15 protein-coding genes are annotated in these 19,536 nt (G+C 71.1%); 4 read left to right on the top strand and 11 right to left on the bottom strand.

Going from position 1 to position 19,536, the window contains the following annotated elements; all coding sequences use genetic code 11:
- Window positions 1-8 precede the first annotated feature (8 nt).
- Both pyk and OG568_RS36375 read right to left on the bottom strand, forming a co-directional pair.
- Window positions 9-1,445, bottom strand: a complete 1,437-nt coding sequence (gene pyk / locus OG568_RS36380) for a pyruvate kinase (RefSeq protein ID WP_329534610.1) — start codon at window positions 1,443-1,445, stop codon at window positions 9-11.
- 150 nt (window positions 1,446-1,595) lie between these two features.
- The gene (locus OG568_RS36375) at window positions 1,596-2,309 is read right to left on the bottom strand and encodes an SIMPL domain-containing protein (protein ID WP_329534609.1); all 714 of its coding nucleotides are present in this window, start codon (window positions 2,307-2,309) and stop codon (window positions 1,596-1,598) included.
- A gap of 138 nt (window positions 2,310-2,447) precedes the next feature.
- Between OG568_RS36375 and OG568_RS36370 the strand changes: the two genes are divergently transcribed.
- Window positions 2,448-4,262 carry a bifunctional metallophosphatase/5'-nucleotidase gene (locus OG568_RS36370; protein WP_266623976.1) on the top strand — a complete coding sequence of 605 codons (1,815 nt, stop codon included), beginning with the start codon at window positions 2,448-2,450 and terminating at the stop codon, window positions 4,260-4,262.
- A gap of 61 nt (window positions 4,263-4,323) precedes the next feature.
- Here the strand turns inward: OG568_RS36370 and OG568_RS36365 are convergent, their stop codons facing one another.
- From OG568_RS36365 to OG568_RS36340, 6 genes are all read right to left on the bottom strand, one after another.
- Entirely contained in the window at window positions 4,324-5,745 is a 1,422-nt protein-coding gene (locus tag OG568_RS36365) for a lysine N(6)-hydroxylase/L-ornithine N(5)-oxygenase family protein (RefSeq protein WP_329534608.1), read from the bottom strand.
- On the bottom strand, window positions 5,742-7,196 hold the full coding sequence (locus tag OG568_RS36360; protein ID WP_329534607.1) for a pyridoxal phosphate-dependent decarboxylase family protein: 1,455 nt from the start codon (window positions 7,194-7,196) through the stop codon (window positions 5,742-5,744). Before OG568_RS36360 ends, OG568_RS36365 begins: the two co-directional genes overlap by 4 nt.
- A 443-nt stretch (window positions 7,197-7,639) precedes the next feature.
- Window positions 7,640-10,228, bottom strand: coding sequence for an aminopeptidase N (gene pepN / locus OG568_RS36355; RefSeq protein ID WP_329534606.1), 2,589 nt, complete (start codon window positions 10,226-10,228; stop codon window positions 7,640-7,642).
- Between the two features lie 135 nt (window positions 10,229-10,363).
- Window positions 10,364-10,867: a response regulator gene (locus OG568_RS36350; protein WP_266581917.1), complete on the bottom strand. Its 504-nt coding sequence runs from the start codon at window positions 10,865-10,867 to the stop codon at window positions 10,364-10,366.
- 173 nt (window positions 10,868-11,040) lie between these two features.
- Window positions 11,041-11,427, bottom strand: coding sequence for a chorismate mutase (locus OG568_RS36345; protein ID WP_329534605.1), 387 nt, complete (start codon window positions 11,425-11,427; stop codon window positions 11,041-11,043).
- Window positions 11,428-11,438: 11 nt separating this feature from the next.
- Window positions 11,439-12,323, bottom strand: a complete 885-nt coding sequence (locus OG568_RS36340) for a helix-turn-helix domain-containing protein (protein ID WP_329534604.1) — start codon at window positions 12,321-12,323, stop codon at window positions 11,439-11,441.
- 111 nt (window positions 12,324-12,434) lie between these two features.
- Here OG568_RS36340 and OG568_RS36335 point away from each other — a divergent pair, with 111 nt between their 5' ends.
- Window positions 12,435-14,204 carry a glycoside hydrolase family 35 protein gene (locus OG568_RS36335; RefSeq protein ID WP_329534603.1) on the top strand — a complete coding sequence of 590 codons (1,770 nt, stop codon included), beginning with the start codon at window positions 12,435-12,437 and terminating at the stop codon, window positions 14,202-14,204.
- Window positions 14,205-14,705: 501 nt separating this feature from the next.
- Here the strand turns inward: OG568_RS36335 and OG568_RS36330 are convergent.
- On the bottom strand, window positions 14,706-15,476 hold the full coding sequence (locus tag OG568_RS36330; RefSeq protein WP_329536554.1) for a S1 family peptidase: 771 nt from the start codon (window positions 15,474-15,476) through the stop codon (window positions 14,706-14,708).
- Between the two features lie 242 nt (window positions 15,477-15,718).
- Between OG568_RS36330 and OG568_RS36325 the strand changes: the two genes are divergently transcribed.
- Together OG568_RS36325 and OG568_RS36320 are read left to right on the top strand one after the other, a co-directional pair.
- A complete protein-coding gene (locus OG568_RS36325) occupies window positions 15,719-16,615 on the top strand; it encodes a hypothetical protein (RefSeq protein ID WP_329534602.1) in 897 nt (298 codons plus the stop codon).
- Between the two features lie 71 nt (window positions 16,616-16,686).
- Window positions 16,687-17,730 (top strand): ankyrin repeat domain-containing protein, encoded by a 1,044-nt coding sequence (locus OG568_RS36320; protein ID WP_329534601.1) that lies wholly within the window; start codon window positions 16,687-16,689, stop codon window positions 17,728-17,730.
- A gap of 30 nt (window positions 17,731-17,760) precedes the next feature.
- On the opposite strand, the gene OG568_RS36315 is transcribed toward OG568_RS36320, so the two are convergent.
- On the bottom strand, window positions 17,761-18,678 hold the full coding sequence (locus tag OG568_RS36315) for an SDR family oxidoreductase (protein ID WP_329534600.1): 918 nt from the start codon (window positions 18,676-18,678) through the stop codon (window positions 17,761-17,763).
- A gap of 1 nt (window position 18,679) precedes the next feature.
- Window positions 18,680-19,438, bottom strand: coding sequence for an SDR family oxidoreductase (locus tag OG568_RS36310; protein ID WP_329536553.1), 759 nt, complete (start codon window positions 19,436-19,438; stop codon window positions 18,680-18,682).
- Window positions 19,439-19,536 lie beyond the last annotated feature (98 nt).

Raw genomic sequence — 19,536 nt, 5'->3', positions numbered from 1 at the left:
CTTGGGTGCTACTTGGGGCTGTCGTCCTCTCCGACGTGGTGGACGCGGACGAGGTTCGTGGTGCCCGAGACGCCGGGCGGGGAGCCGGCGGTGATGACGACGATGTCGCCCTTTTCGCAGCGGCCGTGCCTCAGGAGGAGTTCGTCCACCTGGTCGACCATCGCGTCGGTGGAGCCGACATGCGGCCCCAGGAACGTTTCTACGCCCCAGGTCAGGTTCAGCTGGGAGCGGGTCGCCGAGGTGGGGGTGAAGGCGAGGAGGGGGATCGGGGAGCGGTAGCGGGAGAGGCGGCGGACCGTGTCGCCGGACTGGGTGAAGGCGACGAGGAACTTGGCGCCGAGGAAGTCGCCCATCTCCGCCGCCGCGCGGGCGACCGCACCGCCCTGGGTGCGGGGCTTGTTCCGGTCGGTCAGGGGCGGCAGACCCTTGGCGAGGATGTCCTCCTCGGCGGCCTCGACGATGCGGGACATCGTCCGGACGGTTTCCACGGGGTATTTGCCGACGCTCGTCTCGCCGGAGAGCATCACGGCGTCCGTGCCGTCGATGACGGCGTTGGCGACGTCGGAGGCCTCGGCGCGTGTGGGGCGGGAGTTGTCGATCATCGAGTCGAGCATCTGGGTGGCGACGATGACCGGCTTGGCGTTGCGTTTGGCCAGTTTGATGGCGCGCTTCTGGACGATCGGGACCTGTTCGAGGGGCATTTCGACGCCCAGGTCGCCGCGGGCGACCATGATGCCGTCGAAGGCGGCGACGATGTCGTCGATCGCTTCGACCGCCTGGGGCTTCTCGATCTTGGCGATGACGGGGAGGCGGCGGCCTTCCTCGTCCATGATGCGGTGGACGTCTTCGATGTCGCGGCCGCTGCGGACGAAGGAGAGGGCGATGACGTCGAAGCCGGTGCGCAGGGCCCAGCGGAGGTCTGCTTCGTCCTTGTCGGAGAGGGCGGGGACGGAGACGGCGACGCCGGGGAGGTTGAGGCCCTTGTGGTCGGAGACCATGCCGCCTTCGACGACGGTGGTGTGGACGCGGGGGCCGTCGACGGCGGTGACCTCGAGGCAGACCTTGCCGTCGTCGACGAGGATGCGTTCGCCGGGGGTGACGTCGGCCGCGAGGCCCGAGTACGTGGTGCCGCAGGTGAGGCGGTCGCCTTCGGCGCCTTCTTCGACGGTGATGGTGAAGGTGTCTCCGCGTTCAAGGAGTACGGGGCCTTCGGTGAAGCGGCCGAGTCGGATCTTCGGGCCTTGAAGGTCGGCGAGCAGTCCGACGCTGCGGCCGGTCTCCTCGGAGGCCTTTCGCACGCGCTGGTAGCGCTCCTCGTGTTCGGCGTAGGTGCCGTGGCTGAGGTTGAAGCGGGCTACGTCCATTCCGGCGTCGACCAGGGCTTTGAGCTGGTCGTACGAGTCGGTGGCGGGGCCCAATGTACAGACGATTTTTGCTCGGCGCATGGTTTGAGCCTAGGCCTTACCGGTCGGTAGAGAATTGGTCCAGCGTGACTACTCAACAACCTTTGCGTGAAGCCTTATTGACAACAGTTGAATTGTGCGCGGGGGTGCTCTGATGAGCGGGTCGGTGCTTTATGGCGGCCGGTCCGCGCTTTAGAGTTCCGGCGGTGCCATCGTGAATCGGGCGTTGACCTGGGCGTAGACGTGTTGGCGTTGGGGTTCGAGGTCGAGGGGGGCGGCTTCTTCGGGGGCGGCGCCGGCGAAGGACATGGAGCGCATGGCGCGGCCAGGGGCGGCGGGGTAGGGCTGGGTGTTCTCGGCGCCGATGTCGGCGAGTTCGACGAGGGCGGCGAGGGTGGTGCCGAGGGCGTCGGCGTATTCGCGGGCGCGTTGGACGGCTTCGCGGACCGCTTGTTGGCGGGCTTGGCGGTGGGAGGGCGAGTCGGGGCGCAGGGCCCACCAGGGGCCGTCGACGCTGGTGAGGTCGAGGTCCGCGAGGCGGGTCGTGAGTTCGCCGAGTGCGGTGAAGTCGGTGAGTTCGGCGGTGAGGTGGACGCTGCCGTGGTAGGCGCGGATGCGTTCGCCGCGGCCGTGTTTGGTGAGTTCGGGGCTGATGGAGAAGGCGCCGGTTTCGAGGTGTTCGACGGCGTCTCCGTAGGACTTCACGAGGTCCATCGCGGTGGCGTTGCGGCGGGTGAGGTCGGCGAGCGCGTCGCGTCGGTCGGTGCCGCGGGCGCTGACGGTGATGCCGATGCGGGCGATCTCGGGGTCGACTTCGAGGTGGGCTTCGCCGCGGACGGCGATGCGGGGTGCTGCGGGGGTTCCGTAGGGGACTGCGGGTCGGGGTTCCTCTGAGGTGGGGGTCATACGCCCCACTCTGTCACCGGAAGGGTGGTCGTGGTGCCCGGTGGTCACCAGATGGAAACCTCCAGGACCTGTTCTGGAGTGTCATGTGTGGGTCAGAATCTACGCGCGTCGTTGACCATTCCCCAAGGAGCCATAGACATGCCGTTGAACCGCCGGAAGTTCCTGAAGAAGTCCGCCGTGACGGGTGCGGGGGTGGCGTTGACCGGTGCGGTCGCGGCTCCGTCCGCGCAGGCGGCGACCTCGGCGGCGGCAGGGGGTGGGAAGAAGCCTGTGAAGCGGTACTCCCTCACCGTCATGGGCACGACGGACCTGCATGGACACGTCTTCAACTGGGACTACTTCAAGGACGCGGAGTACAAGGACACCGCGGGCAACGCGCAGGGTCTGGCGCGGATCTCGACGCTGGTGAACGAGATCCGCAAGGAGAAGGGGCGGTGCAACACGCTCCTTCTGGACGCGGGCGACACGATCCAGGGCACCCCGCTGACGTACTACTACGCGAAGGTGGACCCGATCACCGCCAAGGGTGGTCCGGTGCACCCGATGGCGCAGGCGATGAACGCGATCGGCTATGACGCGGTGGCGCTGGGCAACCACGAGTTCAACTACGGCATCGAGACGCTGCGGAAGTTCGAGTCGCAGTGCCGCTTCCCGCTGCTGGGTGCGAACGCGCTGGACGCGAAGACGCTGAAGCCCGCCTTCCCTCCGTACTTCATGAAGACGTTCCATGTGCCGGGTGCCCCGTCGGTGAAGGTGGCGGTGCTCGGTCTGACGAACCCGGGTATCGCGATCTGGGACAAGGCGTACGTCCAGGGGAAGTTGACGTTCCCGGGTCTGGAGGAGCAGGCGGCGAAGTGGGTGCCGAAGCTGCGGTCGATGGGTGCGGACGTGGTGGTGGTGTCGGCGCACTCCGGTTCGTCCGGCACGTCCTCGTACGGTGACCAGCTGCCGTACGTCGAGAACTCGGCGGCGCTCGTCGCCCAGCAGGTGCCGGGGATCGACGCGATTCTCGTCGGGCACGCGCATGTGGAGATCCCGGAGCTGAAGGTCACCAACGCCGAGACCGGCAGGACGGTGGTGCTGTCGGAGCCGCTGGCGTACGCGGAGCGGCTGTCGGTGTTCGACTTCGAGCTGGTCTTCGAGAAGGGGAAGTGGCGGGTCGAGTCGGTGGCGGCGTCCGTCCGCAACTCGAACTCGGTCGCCGACGACCCGAAGATCACCCGGCTGCTGAAGGACGAGCACGATCTGGTGGTGGCGTATGTCAACCAGGTCGTCGGCACGGCCACGGACACGCTGACGACGGTCGAGGCGCGTTACAAGGACGCCCCGATCATCGACTTGATCACCAAGGTGCAGGAGGACGTGGTCAAGGCGGCGCTGGTGGGTACGGAGTACGCGTCGCTGCCGGTGATCGCGCAGGCGTCGCCGTTCTCGCGGACCTCGGAGATCCCGGCGGGCAAGGTGACGATCCGGGATCTGTCGAGCCTGTACGTGTATGACAACACGCTGGTCGCGAAGGTGCTGACGGGGGCGCAGGTGCGGGCGTACCTGGAGTACTCGGCGAACTACTTCGTGCGGACGGCGGCCGGTGCGGTGGTCGACACGGAGAAGCTGACGAACGCGAACAACCGTCCGGACTACAACTACGACTATGTGTCGGGGCTCCGGTACGACATCGACATCGCGCAGGCGGAGGGTTCGCGGATCAAGAACCTGACGTACAACGGTGCGGCGCTGGACGACGCGCAGCAGTTCGTGTTCGCGGTGAACAACTACCGGGCGAACGGTGGCGGTGCCTTCCCGCATGTGGCGTCCGCGAAGGAGGTCTGGTCGGAGTCGACGGAGATCCGTACGCGGATCGCCGAGTGGGTGACGGCGAAGGGTGTGCTCGACCCGAAGGAGTTCGCTTCGGTGGACTGGAAGCTCACGCGGGACGGCACGCCGGTTTTCTAGGCCGCCCGTTTGCTCGCACGCTTGTTTTCTGGACCCCGGACGTGTGTCCGGGGTCTTCTTCTTACCGTCCGTCGACGAGCGGGCTGAGGGTCTGGGCGATGTGGCGGGCGGGCGGGACCTGGGACTGGGGTTCGAGTCCGAAGGCGGTGAAGGCGGTGCGGCGCGGGAGCGGGTAGGGGTCCTTGCCGGTCAGCGAGTTGAGGATGGTGGCGCTGCGCCAGGCGGCGAGGCCGAGGTCGGGGGCGCCGACGCCGTGGGTGTGGAGTTCGGCGTTCTGGACGTAGACGCGGCCGTTGACGCAGGGGTCGAGGACCAGGCGGAACTGGTCGTCGATGCGGGGGCGTTCGGCGCCGTCGCGGCGCAGGTAGGGGTCGAGTCCGGCGAGGATCTGGCCGAGGGGGCGTTCACGGTAGCCGGTGGCGAGGACGACGGCGTCGGTGATGAGGCGGGTGCGGGTGCCCTGTTGGCCGTGTTCGAGGTGGAGTTCGACCTGGGTGGCGGCGACGCGGCCCGCGGCGCGGACGGTGACGGCGGGGGTGAGGACGGCGTCGGGCCAGCCGCCGTGGAGGGTGCGGCGGTAGAGCTCGTCGTGGATGGCGGCGATGGTGTCGGCGTCGATGCCCTTGTGGAGCTGCCATTGGGCGGCGACGAGCCGGTCGCGTACGGGCTCGCTGAGGGCGTGGAAGTAGCGGGTGTAGTCGGGGGTGAAGTGTTCGAGGCCGAGCTTGGAGTACTCCATCGGGGCGAAGGCCTCGGTGCGGGCGAGCCAGTGGATCTGCTCGTGTCCGGCGGGCCGGTTGCGCAGGAGGTCGAGGAAGACCTCGGCGCCTGACTGTCCCGCGCCGATGACGGTGATGTGTTCTGCGGTGAGGAACTGTTCGCGGTGGGCGAGGTAGTCCGCGGCGTGGATGACGGGGACGCCGGGGGCTTCGACGAGGGGTTTGAGGGGTTCGGGGATGTGGGGTGCGGTGCCGACGCCGAGGACGATGTTGCGGGTGCATGTCCGGCCGAGGGCCTCTGCTTCTCCCCCGTTGTCGAGTTGGGTGAAGTCGACCTCGAACAGGTTGCGTTCGGGGTTCCAGCGGACGGCGTCGACCTGGTGGCCGAAGTGGAGTCCGGGGAGGCGGCCCGCGACCCAGCGGCAGTAGGCGTCGTATTCGGCGCGCTGCATGTGGAAGCGCTCGGCGAAGTAGAAGGGGAAGAGGCGTTCGCGGTCCTTGAGGTAGTTGAGGAAGGACCAGGGGCTGGCGGGGTCGGCGAGGGTGACCAGGTCGGCGAGGAAGGGGACTTGGAGGGTGGCGCCGTCGATGAGCAGGCCCGGGTGCCAGTCGAAACCGGGGCGTTGTTCGTAGAAGACGGTGTCGAGTTCGGGGAGGGGGTGGGCGAGGGCGGCGAGGGAGAGGTTGAACGGGCCGATGCCGATGCCCACGAGGTCGCGGGGCGCGTCGGGCTCGTGGGGTGGGGGGAGGGGCGTCGGGCTCATCGGGGTGTGTGTCCTTCCACCAGTTTCAGGAGCGCGGCCAGGTCGCCCGGCCGGGTGTGGGGGTTGAGGAGGGTGGCTTTGAGCCAGAGGCGGTCGTCGAGCAGGGCTCGGCCGAGGACGGCGCGTCCTTCGTGGAGGAGGGTGCGGCGTACGGTGGCGACGGCTTCGTCGGAGGCCTCGGCGGGCCGGAACAGGACGGTGCTGAGGGTGGGCGGGTCGTAGAGCTCGAAGCCGGGGTGTGCTTCGACGAGGTCCGCCAGCTCGACGGCGCGGGCGCAGACCTGGTCGACGAGCGCGCCGAGTCCGGTTCGTCCGAGGGTTTTGAGGGTGACGGCGACTTTGAGGATGTCGGGGCGTCGGGAGGTGCGCAGGGAGCGGCCGAGGAGGTCGGGGAGGCCTGCTTCGGTGTCGTCGTCGGCGTTGAGGTAGTCGGCGCGGTGGTCCAGGGCGTCGAGGTCGTGGGGGTCCTTGACGGCGAGGAGGCCTGCGGCGACGGGCTGCCAGCCGAGTTTGTGCAGGTCGAGGGTGACGGTGTGGGCGCGGTCGAGTCCGTCGAGTTTGCCGCGGTGGTGGTCGCTGAAGAGGAGGCCTCCGCCGTAGGCGGCGTCGATGTGGAGGCGGGTGCCGTGGGCTTCGCAGAGGTCGGCGATGTCGGGCAGGGGGTCGATGAGTCCGGCGTCGGTGGTGCCGGCGGTGGCGGCTACGAGGAGGGTGCTGCGGGAGCCGCGGGGGCCCTGCTCGCGGCGGAGCCGCTGCTCGCCACAGTCGGTGAGGGCTTCGTCCAGGGCGGCGAGGTCCATGACGCCGGCGGGGGCGGGGACGACGACGGGGTCGGGCAGGCCGAGGAGCCAGGCGGCGCGGAGCAGGGAGTGGTGGGCGTTGGCGCCGCAGATGAGCCGCACACCGGCGTAGGCCTCCCGGGCGAGGAGGAGGGCGAGTTGGTTGGACTCGGTGCCGCCGGTGGTGACGAGGGCTGTGCTCTTGTACGACTCGTTGCTCTTGCGCGGCTTGTTGCTCTTGTGCGGCTCGTTCGCCCTTTTGTAGACCTCGGTGGCCAGGGCCTCGGTGACGAGTGCTTCCAGTTCCGAGGCGGCTGGGGCCTGGTCCCAGGAGTCCATGGAGGGGTTGAGGGCGGAGGCGGCGAGGTCGGCGGCGGTGGCGACGGCGAGGGGTGGGCAGTGCAGGTGGGCGACGCACAGGGGGTCGGCGGGGTCCGCGGCGCCCTCCGCGAGGGCCTGTATGAGGACGCGTAGGGCGTCTTCGGTCCCCTGTTCGGGCAGTACGTCGGCGACCGCGTCCCGTAGGCGTCGGGCCACGCTCTCCGGTCCGCCGGCGGGCAGGGGGCCTCCGCGTACTTCGCGGCCGTCTCGCAGCGCGTCGAGGACGGTGTCGAGCAGCGGCCGCAGCGCGCCGGGACCTTCGGGGCCTGAGGCGAGGGGCGGCGTGCTCATGAGGTGTCCTCCGGTGGGCGCGCGGCAGGGGGTAGTGCCTACCAGCCTGTACGGGGATGGGGTCTGCGCGCCCTGAAAGGTCAACGATCCGACCCGAAAGGGGGTACTGGGGGGTGGAGGAAATGTGGGTGGGGGGTGGAGGTGCTAGACGCCGCGCTGACGCCGGACCGGGTTTTCCTCGCCCCCGCCGCCCCTACCCGTCCCATCCTCAGGGGCTCCGCCCCTGCACCCCGCCAGGGGCTGCGCCCCCGCACCCCCGCATCGCCCGAAGGGCTCGTCCTCAAACGCCGGACGGGCTGAAGATGCGGGGCGAAGCCCCGGCCTCAGGGGCGCGGGGAACTGCGCGACCAACCCCCACCCACCCGCAGCCGAGACGAAACGGGTGGTGGGGGCGTGGGGAACTGTGTGCGTGGTCCCCGCCGGACCGGGGGCGGAGGGCGTGGTCAGGCGGTTCGTACCTTCAGTGCCCTTGCCAGGTCGTCGAGTTGGTCGACGAGTTTGCGGCGGAGGGCGGGGATGGGGTCGGCGTCGCGGAGGCAGGCTTCGCCGAGGGCGAGGGTTTCGGGGGTGACCGCGTGGACGGGGAACGCGTAGCGCCCGGCGGCGTCGGCGATGGCGGGGCCCCGGCGCGCGGCGAGGGCGACGGCGTCGGCCCAGTAGCGCTCGACGTACTCCCGGACGAGGTCGGTCTGTTCGGGCTGCCAGAAGCCCTGGGCGGTGGCGGTGAAGAGGTAGTTGGAGAGGTGGTCGGAGGTGAACATCTCCTCCCAGGCGTGGCGTTTGGCCTCGGGGTCGGGAAGCGCGGCGCGGCAGCGGGCGGCGCCTTCCTGGCCGGTGGCGCTGGGGTCCTGGACGAGTTCGGCGTCGATGACGGCGTCGTCGATGGCGCCGAGGACGGCGAGCCGGCCGAGGATGCGCCAGCGCAGCTCGGGGTCGAGTTCGGGGCCGCCGGGGACGGTTCCTTCGGAGAACCAGGCGCTGATGGTGTCGGGGTGGGCGGCGACGTCGATGAAGTGGCGTACGGCGGTGAGGCGCAGGCCGGGGTTGGAGCCGTCCTCGGTGCGGCGGATGAGGTCGCGGCAGAGATCGGTGAGGGTGGCGAGGGCGGTGGGGCGGTCCTCGGGGGCGAGGTAGCGGTCGGCGACGTGGGCGGCCGCGAAGGACAGGACGCCTTGGACGAGGGCGAGGTCGGTCTCGTGCGGGAGGTGGGCGCGGACGGCGTCCACGTAGGCCATGGCGGGGAGTTCGCCGTCGCGGACGGCGTCGCGCAGGGCGTTCCAGACGACGGCGCGGGTGAGGGGTTCGGGCAGTCCGGAGAGGCGGGCGCGGACGGCGTCGAGGGACTCGGCGTCGAAGCGGATCTTGGCGTAGGTGAAGTCGCCGTCGTTGAGGAGGACGAGGGCGGGGCGTGGGCCGGCGGCGCTGATGCCGGTGTTGCCGGTGGTGGGGAGGTCTGCCTCCAGGCGATGGCGCGGGGTCAGGAGGCGCGCGTCGTGGAGGTCGTGGTCGTAGACGCCGATGGTGATGCGGTGCGGGCGCTTGCCGCCGAGCGACTCGAGGGTGGTGAGATGGGTGAGGCCGTCGCGGTTCTTGGTGGGGTCGGGCTTGGACCAGACTCCGGGGCTGGGCTCGTGCCGGATGTCGAGGTGCCAGTGCCCGTCCTCGGTTCGGACTTCGGGGGTGAGGGTGTCGACGCCGGTGGTGCGCAGCCAGGAGTCGGCCCAGGCGTGGACGTCGCGTTCGGTGGCGGAGGCGAGGTTGTCGATGAAGTCGGCGAGGGTGGCGTTGGCGAACCGGTGGCGGGCGAAGTGAGTGTTGATGCCGGCCAGGAAGTCCTTCTCGCCGAGCCAGGTGACGAGTTGGCGCAGGGCGGAGGCGCCCTTGGCGTAGGAGATGCCGTCGAAGTTGAGCATGGCGGACGCGGTGTCGGGGACGGCGTCCGGGTCGGGGGCGACGGGGTGGGTGGAGGGGCGCTGGTCGGCGTCGTAGCCCCAGGGTTTGCGGGTGACGCCGAAGTCGGTCCAGGTGTCGGTGAAGCGGGTGGCTTCGGTGAGGGTCTGGTAGCCCATGTACTCGGCGAAGGACTCGTTCAGCCAGATGTCGTCCCACCAGCGCAGGGTGACGAGGTCGCCGAACCACATGTGGGCCATTTCGTGGGCGATGACCATGGCGCGGGTCTGGCGTTCGGTGTCGGTGACGGCGGAGCGGTAGACGAACTCGTCGCGGAAGGTGACGAGGCCGGGGTTCTCCATGGCGCCGGCGTTGAATTCGGGGACGAACGCCTGGTCGTAGGAGTCGAAGGGGTAGGGCTCGTCGAACTTCTCGTGGTAGCGGTCGAAGCAGGCGCGGGTGATGTCGAGGATCTCGTCGGCGTCGGCGTCGAGGTAGGGGGCGAGCGAGCGGCGGCAGTGGATGCCGAAGGGCAGGCCGCGGTGCTCGGTGCGGACGGAGTGCCAGGGGCCGACGGCGACGGCGACGAGGTAGGTGGAGATCAGCGGGGTGGGGGCGGCCTGCCAGCGGCCCTCGCCGAGGTGTTCGGTGACGCCGTTGGCGAGGACGGTCCAGCCGTCGGGGGCGGTCACGGAGAGTTCGAAGACGGCCTTCAGGTCGGGCTGGTCGAAGGCGGCGAAGACGCGCTGGACGTCCTCCATGAACAGCTGGGTGTAGAGGTAGGTCTCACCGTCGGTGGGGTCGGTGAAGCGGTGCATGCCCTCGCCGGTGCGGGAGTAGCGCATCCGTGTGTCGACGCGCAGTTCGTGCTCGCCCGCGGTGAGGCCCTTGAGGGGCAGCCGGTTCTCGTCGAGGGTCTCGGGGTCGAGGGGGTGTCCGTCGAGGGTGACGGAGCGCAACTCTGCGGGCTTCAGCTCGACGAAGGTGTCCGCGTCGGCGCGGGCGGTGAAGCGGATGACGGTCAGGGAGTCGAAGGTCTCGTCCCCGCGGGTCACGTCGAGTGCGATCCCGTAGTGGTGGACGTCGAGGAGCTGGGCACGGGTCTGCGCTTCGTCGCGCGTCAGTACGGACATGGGGGACATGCTGCCTGATGGCTCGGGCAGGGCACAGGGGTGGCCCCGTATGCGGCTTTTGCGTGGCGTCAGTGCTACGTCGGTGGGACGTTGGTTCGGCGTGGTCACGGCGGGAGCGGCGTGGTCATGGCGGCAGCGGCGTGGTCAGGGGGCACTCAGGGGTGCTCGGGGGTGTTCGGGGTGGGGGCGGCCCGGGGCGGGCGGTGCGGCGCGTTTCTTGATCTGGGCGCGTAACTCGCGTAGCTCCGTCTCCAGGGCGTGGTGGCGCCGGTGGGTGTCGTACAGGTAGCGGACCTTGGTGCGCAGGGTCCAGGGGTCGACGGGTTTCATGACGAGGTCGGCGACGCCGAGGGTGAACGCGGTGGCGGACAGCTCGGTGTCCGGGCCGAAGCCGGTGAGCAGGATGACCGGGATGTGCTGGGTCTGTTCGACGCGGCGCATGTAGCGCACGACGTCGAGGCCGCTGACGCCGGGCATGCGCACGTCGAGGAGGAGCAGTCCGATCTGGCCGCGCAGTACTTCCTTGAGGGCGTCGTCGCCGTTGGTCGCGCGGGTCACGGGGTGGCCCAGCGGGGCGAGGGCGCTTTCGAGCGCGTACAGCGTGTCCTCGTGGTCGTCGACGATGAGGATCTTGGCATCCGACGGCATGGCCCGACGTCCCCTCGATCGGCCACACGCCTGCCCGGGCCGGTACGGGCGGGTGGCGGGTGCCACGGAGGGCGGGCGCCCTGGGGCCCGTACGGACGGACGGCCGGCATGTGCCATTGGCCTGACACCTGACAGGGAGTGCTCACGCAGGATGCACGCTGGGGCGCCCGGTGTCACTCCCCCGTGGCCGCGGTGCCGCGTCCGGTGCCGTCCGCGATGCTCTCGTGGTGGCGGATGACCTCGGCGATGATGAAATTCAGCAACTTTTCCGCGAAGGCCGGATCCAGCTTGGCGCTCTCGGCGAGGCGCCGCAGCCGGGCGATCTGGTGGGCCTCGCGGGACGGGTCGGCGGGCGGCAGCTGGTGGGCGGCCTTGAGGTGGCCGACCTGTTGGGTGCATTTGAAGCGTTCGGCGAGCATGTGGACGACGGCGGCGTCGATGTTGTCGATGCTGTCGCGCAGCCGGGCGAGTTCCGCGTGCACGGCGGGGTCGACCTCGTCGCCCGTCCCGTCGCTCGTGTCGTTCGTGTTGTTCGTGTCGCTGGTGTTGCTGGTGGTCATGGGGACCAACCCTACGTGGCGTTCCGGGGCTCGATCATGGGCGGATCGTCGGGGTCGGGCATGCGGTCGCTCCAGCCGCCGGAGGGGGTGCGGCCCTGCTGCTCGCGGAAGCGGACGGGGGCCATGCCGACACGGCGGGTGAACAGGCGGGAGAAGTAGGCGGGGTCGTCGTAGCCCACGCGTCGGGCGACCGCGGCGACGGGGAGTTCGGTGGCGGCGAGGAGTTCCTTGGCGCGGCTCAGGCGGATGCCGAGGAGGTAGTCCTTGGGGCTGCGGCCCGCGCCGCGGCGGACGGCGGCGCGCAGTTCGGCGAGGGTCATGCCGTGCCGGGCCGCGTGCTCGGCGACGGACAGTGGCTGGAACGCGTCACGGGCGAGGGCGTGCAGGACGGGGTCGCCGTCGGGGGCGAGGTCGGCGCGGGCGCGGCGCAGTGCGACGAGGAGTTCGTGGACGGCGGCGCCGGTCTCGACTTCGAGGAGGGGGTTGTCGCGGCGGGCGGCGCGGGCGATGCGGCCGACGGTGGCGCGGGCGCCGGTGGCGTCGCAGAGCGGGACGACGGGGCGGTCGGGTTCGATGTAGCCGAGTTCGGTGTATGTGGCGGTGGCGGGACCGGTGAAGTCGACGAAGCACTCGTCCCAGCTGGGGTCGGGCCCGTAGTGGTGGGGTACGCCGGGGGTGAGCCAGAGCAGGGCGGGCGCAGTGACGGTGTGGTGGCGTCCGTCGGGGCTCTCGAACCAGCCGCCGCCCGCGCTGACGACGACGGCCACGTGGTGGTCGAGGGTGCGGGGCCCGACGGTGGGCAGTTCGCCGTGCTGCAGGCCCACGCCGAGGCAGGCGAGGCCGAGCCGGTGGTGGACGGGAGCGGGAGAGAAGTAGCGCATCCAGGTGTGGTACATCCGGGCGCTCCTCCTCTCCTCCGCGTTCTCGCCGCCGGCGTCACTCTTTGGTCCAACCAGAGCTGATCTTTGTCCATGGACGCGGCCGCCGCCAGGGGTGAGAGTCGGCGCATGAGCGAGTTCACGGTGGGGGACACGGATTTTCTGCTGGACGGGCGCCCGGTGCGGCTGCTGTCCGGGGCGCTGCACTACTTCCGGGTGCACGAGGAGCAGTGGGGGCACCGGCTGGGGATGCTGCGGGCGATGGGGCTCAACTGTGTGGAGACGTACGTCCCGTGGAATCTGCACGAGCCGCGCCCGGGCGAGTACCGCGACGTCCGGGCACTGGGCCGGTTCCTGGACGCGGTGCGGGAGGCGGGCCTGTGGGCGATCGTGCGCCCCGGCCCGTACATCTGCGCGGAGTGGGAGAACGGGGGGCTGCCGCACTGGCTGACGGGGAGTCTCCGCACCCGGGACGAGGAGTACGTGGGGCACGTGGAGCGCTGGTTCCATCAGGTGCTGCACGAGATCGTGCCGCGGCAGATCGACCGCGGCGGGCCGGTGCTGATGGTACAGGTCGAGAACGAGTACGGCAGTTACGGCTCCGACCAGGTGTATCTGCGGCGCCTGGCGGACGTCCTGCGCGCCGAGGGCGTGAGTGTCCCGCTGTTCACCTCGGACGGCCCCGAGGACCACATGCTCACCGGCGGTTCGATCCCCGGTGTCCTCGCGACCGTCAACTTCGGCTCCCGCGCACGCGCGGCCTTCGAGGTACTGCGTCGGCACCGGCCCGAAGGGCCGTTGATGTGCATGGAGTTCTGGTGCGGCTGGTTCGACCACTGGGGCGGCGAGCACGTCGTACGGGATGCGCAGGACGCGGCACAGGCACTGCTCGAGATCCTGGAGTGCGGGGCTTCGGTCAACCTCTACATGGCGCACGGGGGTACCAACTTCGCGGGCTGGGCGGGCGCGAACCGGGGCGGGGGCGCGCTGCACGAGGGCCCCTTGGAGCCGGACGTCACCTCCTACGACTACGACGCGCCCATCGACGAACTCGGGCGCCCCACCGAGAAGTTCTGGCGCTTCAGGGAGATCCTGGCCGCGTACGCGGACGGGCCCCTGCCGGATCCGCCGGCCACGCCCGCGCCGCTCGGTGCGTCGGCGGCCGTGACCCTTCGGGAGTGGGCCGCCCTGGACTCCGTGCTGGAGACGCTGGGCAGCCCGGACGCCGAATACCCCGTACCGCCCACCTTCGAGGAACTGGACGTCGACCGGGGCCTGGTGAAGTACGAGGTGACCGTCCCCGGCCCGCGGCAGCCGTACCCCCTCCTCCTGCGCGGGCTGCGGGACCTGGCGGTGGTGTACGTCGACGATGTGGCGGCCGGTGTGCTCACGGAGGACGACCCGGTGCTCAAGGAGCCCGTCGCGGGGCACGCGCGTGTGGAGGCGTGGGTGGAGTCCCTGGGGAGGGTCAACTACGGGCCGCGCTCGGGGGAGCCGAAGGGCATCACCGGGGGGATGTTGCACGAGCGGCAGTATCTGCACGGGGTGCGGGCGCGGGGGCTGCGGCTCGACGCGTTCGACGGTGGGGGTGTGGGACGGGTGCCGTTCGGGGGGTTGCCGGCGGAGGGGGGCCGTGGGCTGTACCGGGGCAGCGTGGAGGTGCGTGGCGTCGGGGACGCCTTCCTCGAACTTCCCGGCTGGACGCGAGGGTTCGTGTGGATCAATGGGTTCGGGATCGGGCGGTACTGGTCGGTGGGGCCGCAGGGGGCGTTGTACGTTCCCGGGCCGGTGTTGCGCGAGGGCTCCAACGAGGTGTGGATCCTGGAGTTCCAGGAGGCGTCCCCGACAGGGCCGGTGCTCCGCGTACCGGACGCGGTTTCGCCTGCGGCGGGCCGGTGACGCTCGGCTGACCGGCGCGAGGCAGCCACCTTCCCTCGCCCCCGCCGCCCCTACCCGTCCCATCCCCAGGGGCTCCGCCCCTTCGACCCCGCCAGGGGCGCTGCGCCCCCTGGACCCCCGCATCGGCCTGAACGGCCTCGTCCTCAAACGCCGGACGGGCTGATGGTGCGGGCCGGCCGGGTTGGGTAGGGCATCGGCCCCCAGCCTCGCCCTCAAGGAGGGTGCGCGCAGCACCCCTCCAGGGGCGCGGGGAACTGCGCGCTCAGCCCCAACTGACCGGCAGCCGATCGAATCCGGGCGGGCAGGGGATCCGGGGCGCAGCCCCGGCCTCAGGGGCGCGGGGAACTGCGCGACCAGCCCCCACCCACCCGCAGCCGAACGAACCCGGGCAGGCAGGGGATCCGGGGCGCAGCCCCGGCCTCAGGGGCGCGGGGAACTGCGCGACCGGCCCCCGCCCGCCCGCAGCCGAAGAGCACACCGGGGATGGCGGGGGCGCAGCCCCTACAGGGTGGACGCCGCTCTGGCTATGTCGGCGGCGAAGGTCGAGACCTCGGAGTACACCCCGGGATACCCCGGCTCCGCACAGCCCTGTCCCCAACTGACGATCCCGACCTGGATGAACGCCCCGGAGTCGTCCTTGCGGAACATCGGGCCGCCGGAGTCACCCTGGCAGGTGTCGACCCCGCCCTGCTGGACGAACCCGGCGCAGATCTCGTCACCGGGCACGAGATCGCTGCCGTACGCCTGCTGACAGGTGGCGTCGCTCACGAAGGGAACGGTGGCCTTGAGGAGGTAGCGCTGCTGGGCGCCGCCCTCGCGTGCGGCGCCCCACCCGGCGATGGTGAAGTTGCCGTTGTTGTACGCGGTGGTGGTGGCGATCTTCAGTGTGGGCTGGTTGACGGGCGAGGCGAGCTTGATCAGCGCCCAGTCCTTGCCCTTGCCGTTGTAGCCGGGCGCCTGGAGCACCTTGGTCGACTTGACCTTGGTCGCGCTGCTGCTCTGCAGGTCGACGACGCCGGCGGTGGCGGTGATGGAGGTGTTGTTGCCGGAGCCGCTGACACAGTGTGCGGCGGTGAGGACGATCTGCTGGGTGTAGAGCGCGCCGCCGCAGCCCATGGAGAGCCTGACCATGAACGGGAACTCTCCCTGCGCCGCGCGGGTGCCGCCGACGACGGGAGTGGGCGCGGCCTGTGCGGAGACGGGCTGGAGCGAGACGGTGGCGAGGGTGACGGCGCCGAGGGCGAGGACTCTCTTGAGGCCCGTGAACTTCATCGGAGACTTCAACGTGCTTCCTCTCGTGGGGGGTTGGAAGCCGGGCGGGGTCGCACCGAGGCCGCGTGACGCGACGTTCACCGCGCACATCGAGTGACATGCACCCGCCAAGCCTTTGCGAATTATTTAGAGACCGGGGCGCCCCGGCAAGGACCCCGTTTCGGCCAGCCGCACCCCGCCACCCACCGGAACCGCGCTTAGAGTGGAGTGCAGGAGGGCCGGCGTCTTCAGGGGGTACGGACGTGGCGAACGGCGGACCCGTCGAGCACGGCTTCCCGCATCTGGACACGGTGCGGGCATCGATCACCGCGCTCTACAAGCGGCTCTCGTACGACACCATCCACACCTTCGCGACCAGCGTGGCCCCCGCCGACGTGGCCTTCGGCGACATCGACGACCTGCATCTGGGCGCGCAGCGCGTGGCCCGCGAGATGGTGCGCCACTACCACCTCCCGGACGCCCGGCTGATCATCGACTTCCGCGAGATGACCCACGCGGCCAACGTCGAACTCACCGCGGGCCCGGAGTACTTCGTCGAACTGAACGACCGCTTCCGCTCCCACCGCCGGGACATCGGCGCGGCCCTCGCCCACGAGGTGATGCACGTCTATCTGCACCGCCTCGACCTCTACTTCCCCGGCACGCGCGACAACGAGATCCTCACCGACACCGCGGCGACCTACCTCGGCGCGGGCTGGCTGCTTCTCGACGCCTACCGGGAGGACGCCGCCTCCTCGCAGAAACTCGGCTACCTCACCCCGGAGGAATTCGGCTACGTCCTCGCCAAACGCTCCCTGGTCTTCGGCGAGGACCCCTCGATCTGGTTCACCAGCCCGCAGGCGTACACGGCGTACACGCAGGGCATGGCGCGGGCCCGCCGCGACGAGCAGCAGCCCCCGCTGACCGCGGCCGGCTGGGCGGGCCGCCGCCGCTACGCGAAGGACCGACGGCACGCCCAGGACCAGCACACCCCGGGCCCGCACGCCGGCGTCCCCTACGCGTTCAGCCCCGACAGCCGCGGCCCCCTGCGCGTCTCCTTCCCCTGCCCGACCTGCCACCAGCGGATCCGGGTACCGGTCCGGGGCCGGGTACGGGCGCGCTGCACCCTGTGCAGGACGGTGCTGGAGTGCGACACGTGAGACGTGGGAGGTGAGGGACGACACCCCAAAAGGCTTTGCCTCCCGCGTCCTTCGCGAGCGAGGGTCGAAGGATGAGCACGAACGACCCCGCGGCACACCTCTTCACGGCTGTGTACGAGGGGGACCAGGACGCGGTGGTGCGGTTGCTGCGCTCCGGTGTGAGCCCGGACGCGGTGGACGAGGACGGCCAGACGGCCCTGTATCTGGCGGCGGTGAGCGATCGGCCCGGCGTCGTACGACTGCTGCTGGCCGCCGGGGCCGCGCCCGACCGGCTCAGCCAGGGCACGGACGCGCCGCTGTGCGGGGCGGCGTGCGGTGGGCACACGGAGGTCGTACGCGCCCTGCTGGCGGCCGGGGCCGCGCCGGACACGGTGGAGGAGTTCGGGTTCACGGCGCTGACGTGGGCGGTGCGGCTGGGGCGGGTCGCGGTGGTGACGGAGCTCCTCGCGGCCGGTGCGGACCCCGACCGCCCGGGCCCGACGGGTGAGCCCCCGCTCGTCGCGGCCGCCCGCCGCGGCTCGCCCGGCTGTGTACGCGCCCTCCTGCGGCGCGGAGCGCGGGCGCGCTCGGCGGCGCTCGCCGAGGCCCACCGCAGGCTCACCCTCGACGTGGAGGCCGAAGTGCGCGCGGGCCTGGAAGAGACCTGGGGCCCCGGCCGCCCCTCCGTCACCCACCGCCATCGGGAGGACGGCGGCATCACCGTCGAGGTCCAACTCCTGGGCCCGGCCGGGGACCCCGTCGCGGGCAACGACCAGCAGACGGGCCACGCCGCGATAGCGACCCTCCTCGAATCCGCCCTCGGCATCGCCGCGCCCGTCGCCGAACTGGCCGCCCGTGCCCTGCGCCCCGCCGACCCCGACAACGACGACTGGACCGAGGCGGCGACGGCACTGGGCCTGCGCGGTGACGAGGAGACGTTCCGGGCGGCGGTCCAGTGGTGCGCCGACCCCGACCCCCTGCGCCAGGCCTTCGGCGCGGACGTACTGGGCCGCCTGGGCAACCCCCACGGTCTGCCGGTCCTGCGCGCCCTCACCCGCGGGAGTGACCCCGTGACCCGCACCCGGGCGACGAGCGCGCTGGCGCGGCTGGACTCCCCCGGCCCGTCCGGCCCTTGAGTCACGCACCCTCAGGGCGAGAGGCGCCGCCTACCCCGCCCCGTACACCGCCCCCGGAACCTCCGCCTCCGCCAAGAGCTTCAGTGCCGTGTCACCGGCCTCGGACGGGGTCCAGCGGGCGCCCTTGTCCGCGGTGGGGCCCGGACGCCAGCCCTCCATGACGGTGATCCGGCCGCCCTCGGTCTCGAAGACGCGGCCGGTGACACCGGTGCTCGCGCTCGCGCCGAGCCAGACGACCAGGGGGGAGACGTTCTCGGGGGTCATCGCGTCGAAGGAGTCGGCGCCCGGGGCCGCCATGGTGTCCGCGAAGGTGCGTTCGGTCATCCGGGTGCGGGCCGCGGGGGCGATCGCGTTGACCTGGACGCCGTAGCGGCCCAGTTCGGCCGCGGCGACCAGGGTCAGCCCGATGATCCCGGCCTTGGCCGCGCTGTAGTTGCCCTGTCCGAGCGAACCCAACAGACCTGCCCCGCTACTGGTGTTGACGACCCGGGCCCGGGGTGTGCGGCCGTCCTTCGCCTCCGCCCGCCAGTGCGCCGCCGCGTGTTTCAGTGGCAGGAAGTGGCCCTTGAGGTGGACGCGCAGCACGGCGTCCCAGTCGTCCTCGTCGAGGTTGACGAGCATCCGGTCGCGCAGGAACCCCGCGTTGTTGACCAGCGTGTCCAGGCGTCCGTAAGCCTCCAGGGCGGTGCGTACGAGGGAGGCGGCGCCCTCGGTGGTGGCGACGTCGCCTCCGTGGGCGACCGCTTGTCCGCCCGCCGCCCGGATCTCCTCGACGACCCGCACGGCCGGGCTGCCCGGGCCGGGTGTGCCGTCGAGACCCACCCCGAGGTCGTTCACCACCACCCGCGCGCCCTCGGCGGCGTACGCGAGCGCGTGCGCGCGGCCCAGTCCGCGCCCGGCGCCCGTGACGATCACGACCCGCCCCTCGCACAGCAGCGGTCCACTCATCTCAGTCCCCCAGGTCGGACGTGCCGGGCTTGTTGGCGGTCGCCGCTTCCAGGAAGGCGGGCCGCTCGCCGCCGCCGTGGACGAGCAGCGAGGCCCCGCTGATGTACCTCGCCGCGTCCGAGGCGAGGAAGACCGCGGCCTCGCCGATGTCGGACGGGTCGGCGAGGCGGCCCAGCGGGACGGTGCGGGAGACGGCGGCGATGCCGTCCTCGCCTCCGTAGTGCAGATGGGAGAGTTCGGTGCGGACCATCCCGACGACGAGGGTGTTGACCCGGACGTCGGGAGCCCACTCGACGGCCATCGAACGGGCCAGGTTCGCGAGGCCCGCCTTGGCCGCCCCGTACGCCGCCGACCCGGGCGAGGGCCGCGCCCCGCTCACGCTGCCGATCATCACGATCGATCCCCGGGCCCGTCTGAGGTGCTCGTACGCGGCGAGGGAGGCGGTCAGCGGCACGATGAGGTTCAGCTCGATCACGCGCGCATGGCGCCCGGCGTCCGCCTCCGTCAGTGGACGGTAGGGCGCGCCGCCCGCGTTGTTCACCAGCACGTCGAGCCGGGGCAGCGCGGCGAAGAAGGCGTGCACGGCGGCCGGGTCGCGGAGGTCGACGGGCACGAACTCCGTGCCGTCCAGCGGTACGTCGGGGGGTCTGCGGGCACAGACCACCACGTCCGCGCCCGCCTCGACGAACGCCCGCGCGATCCCGGCCCCCACTCCACGGGTGCCCCCCGTGACGACGACGGTCCTGTCCCCGAGATCCAGGTTGTCCACAGGGCCTCCCGCCCGGATGCGTTCACTGCTAGCTTCGAGAGTGCGCCTAACAAACGTTTGGTGGATTGGTCCTGAGGTGGAAAGGTAGC

Source organism: Streptomyces sp. NBC_01450, from assembly GCF_036227505.1.
GTDB lineage: Bacteria > Actinomycetota > Actinomycetes > Streptomycetales > Streptomycetaceae > Streptomyces.
The sequence above is the reverse complement of the archived record's forward strand: the minus strand, read 5'-3'. Positions and strand labels throughout refer to the sequence as shown.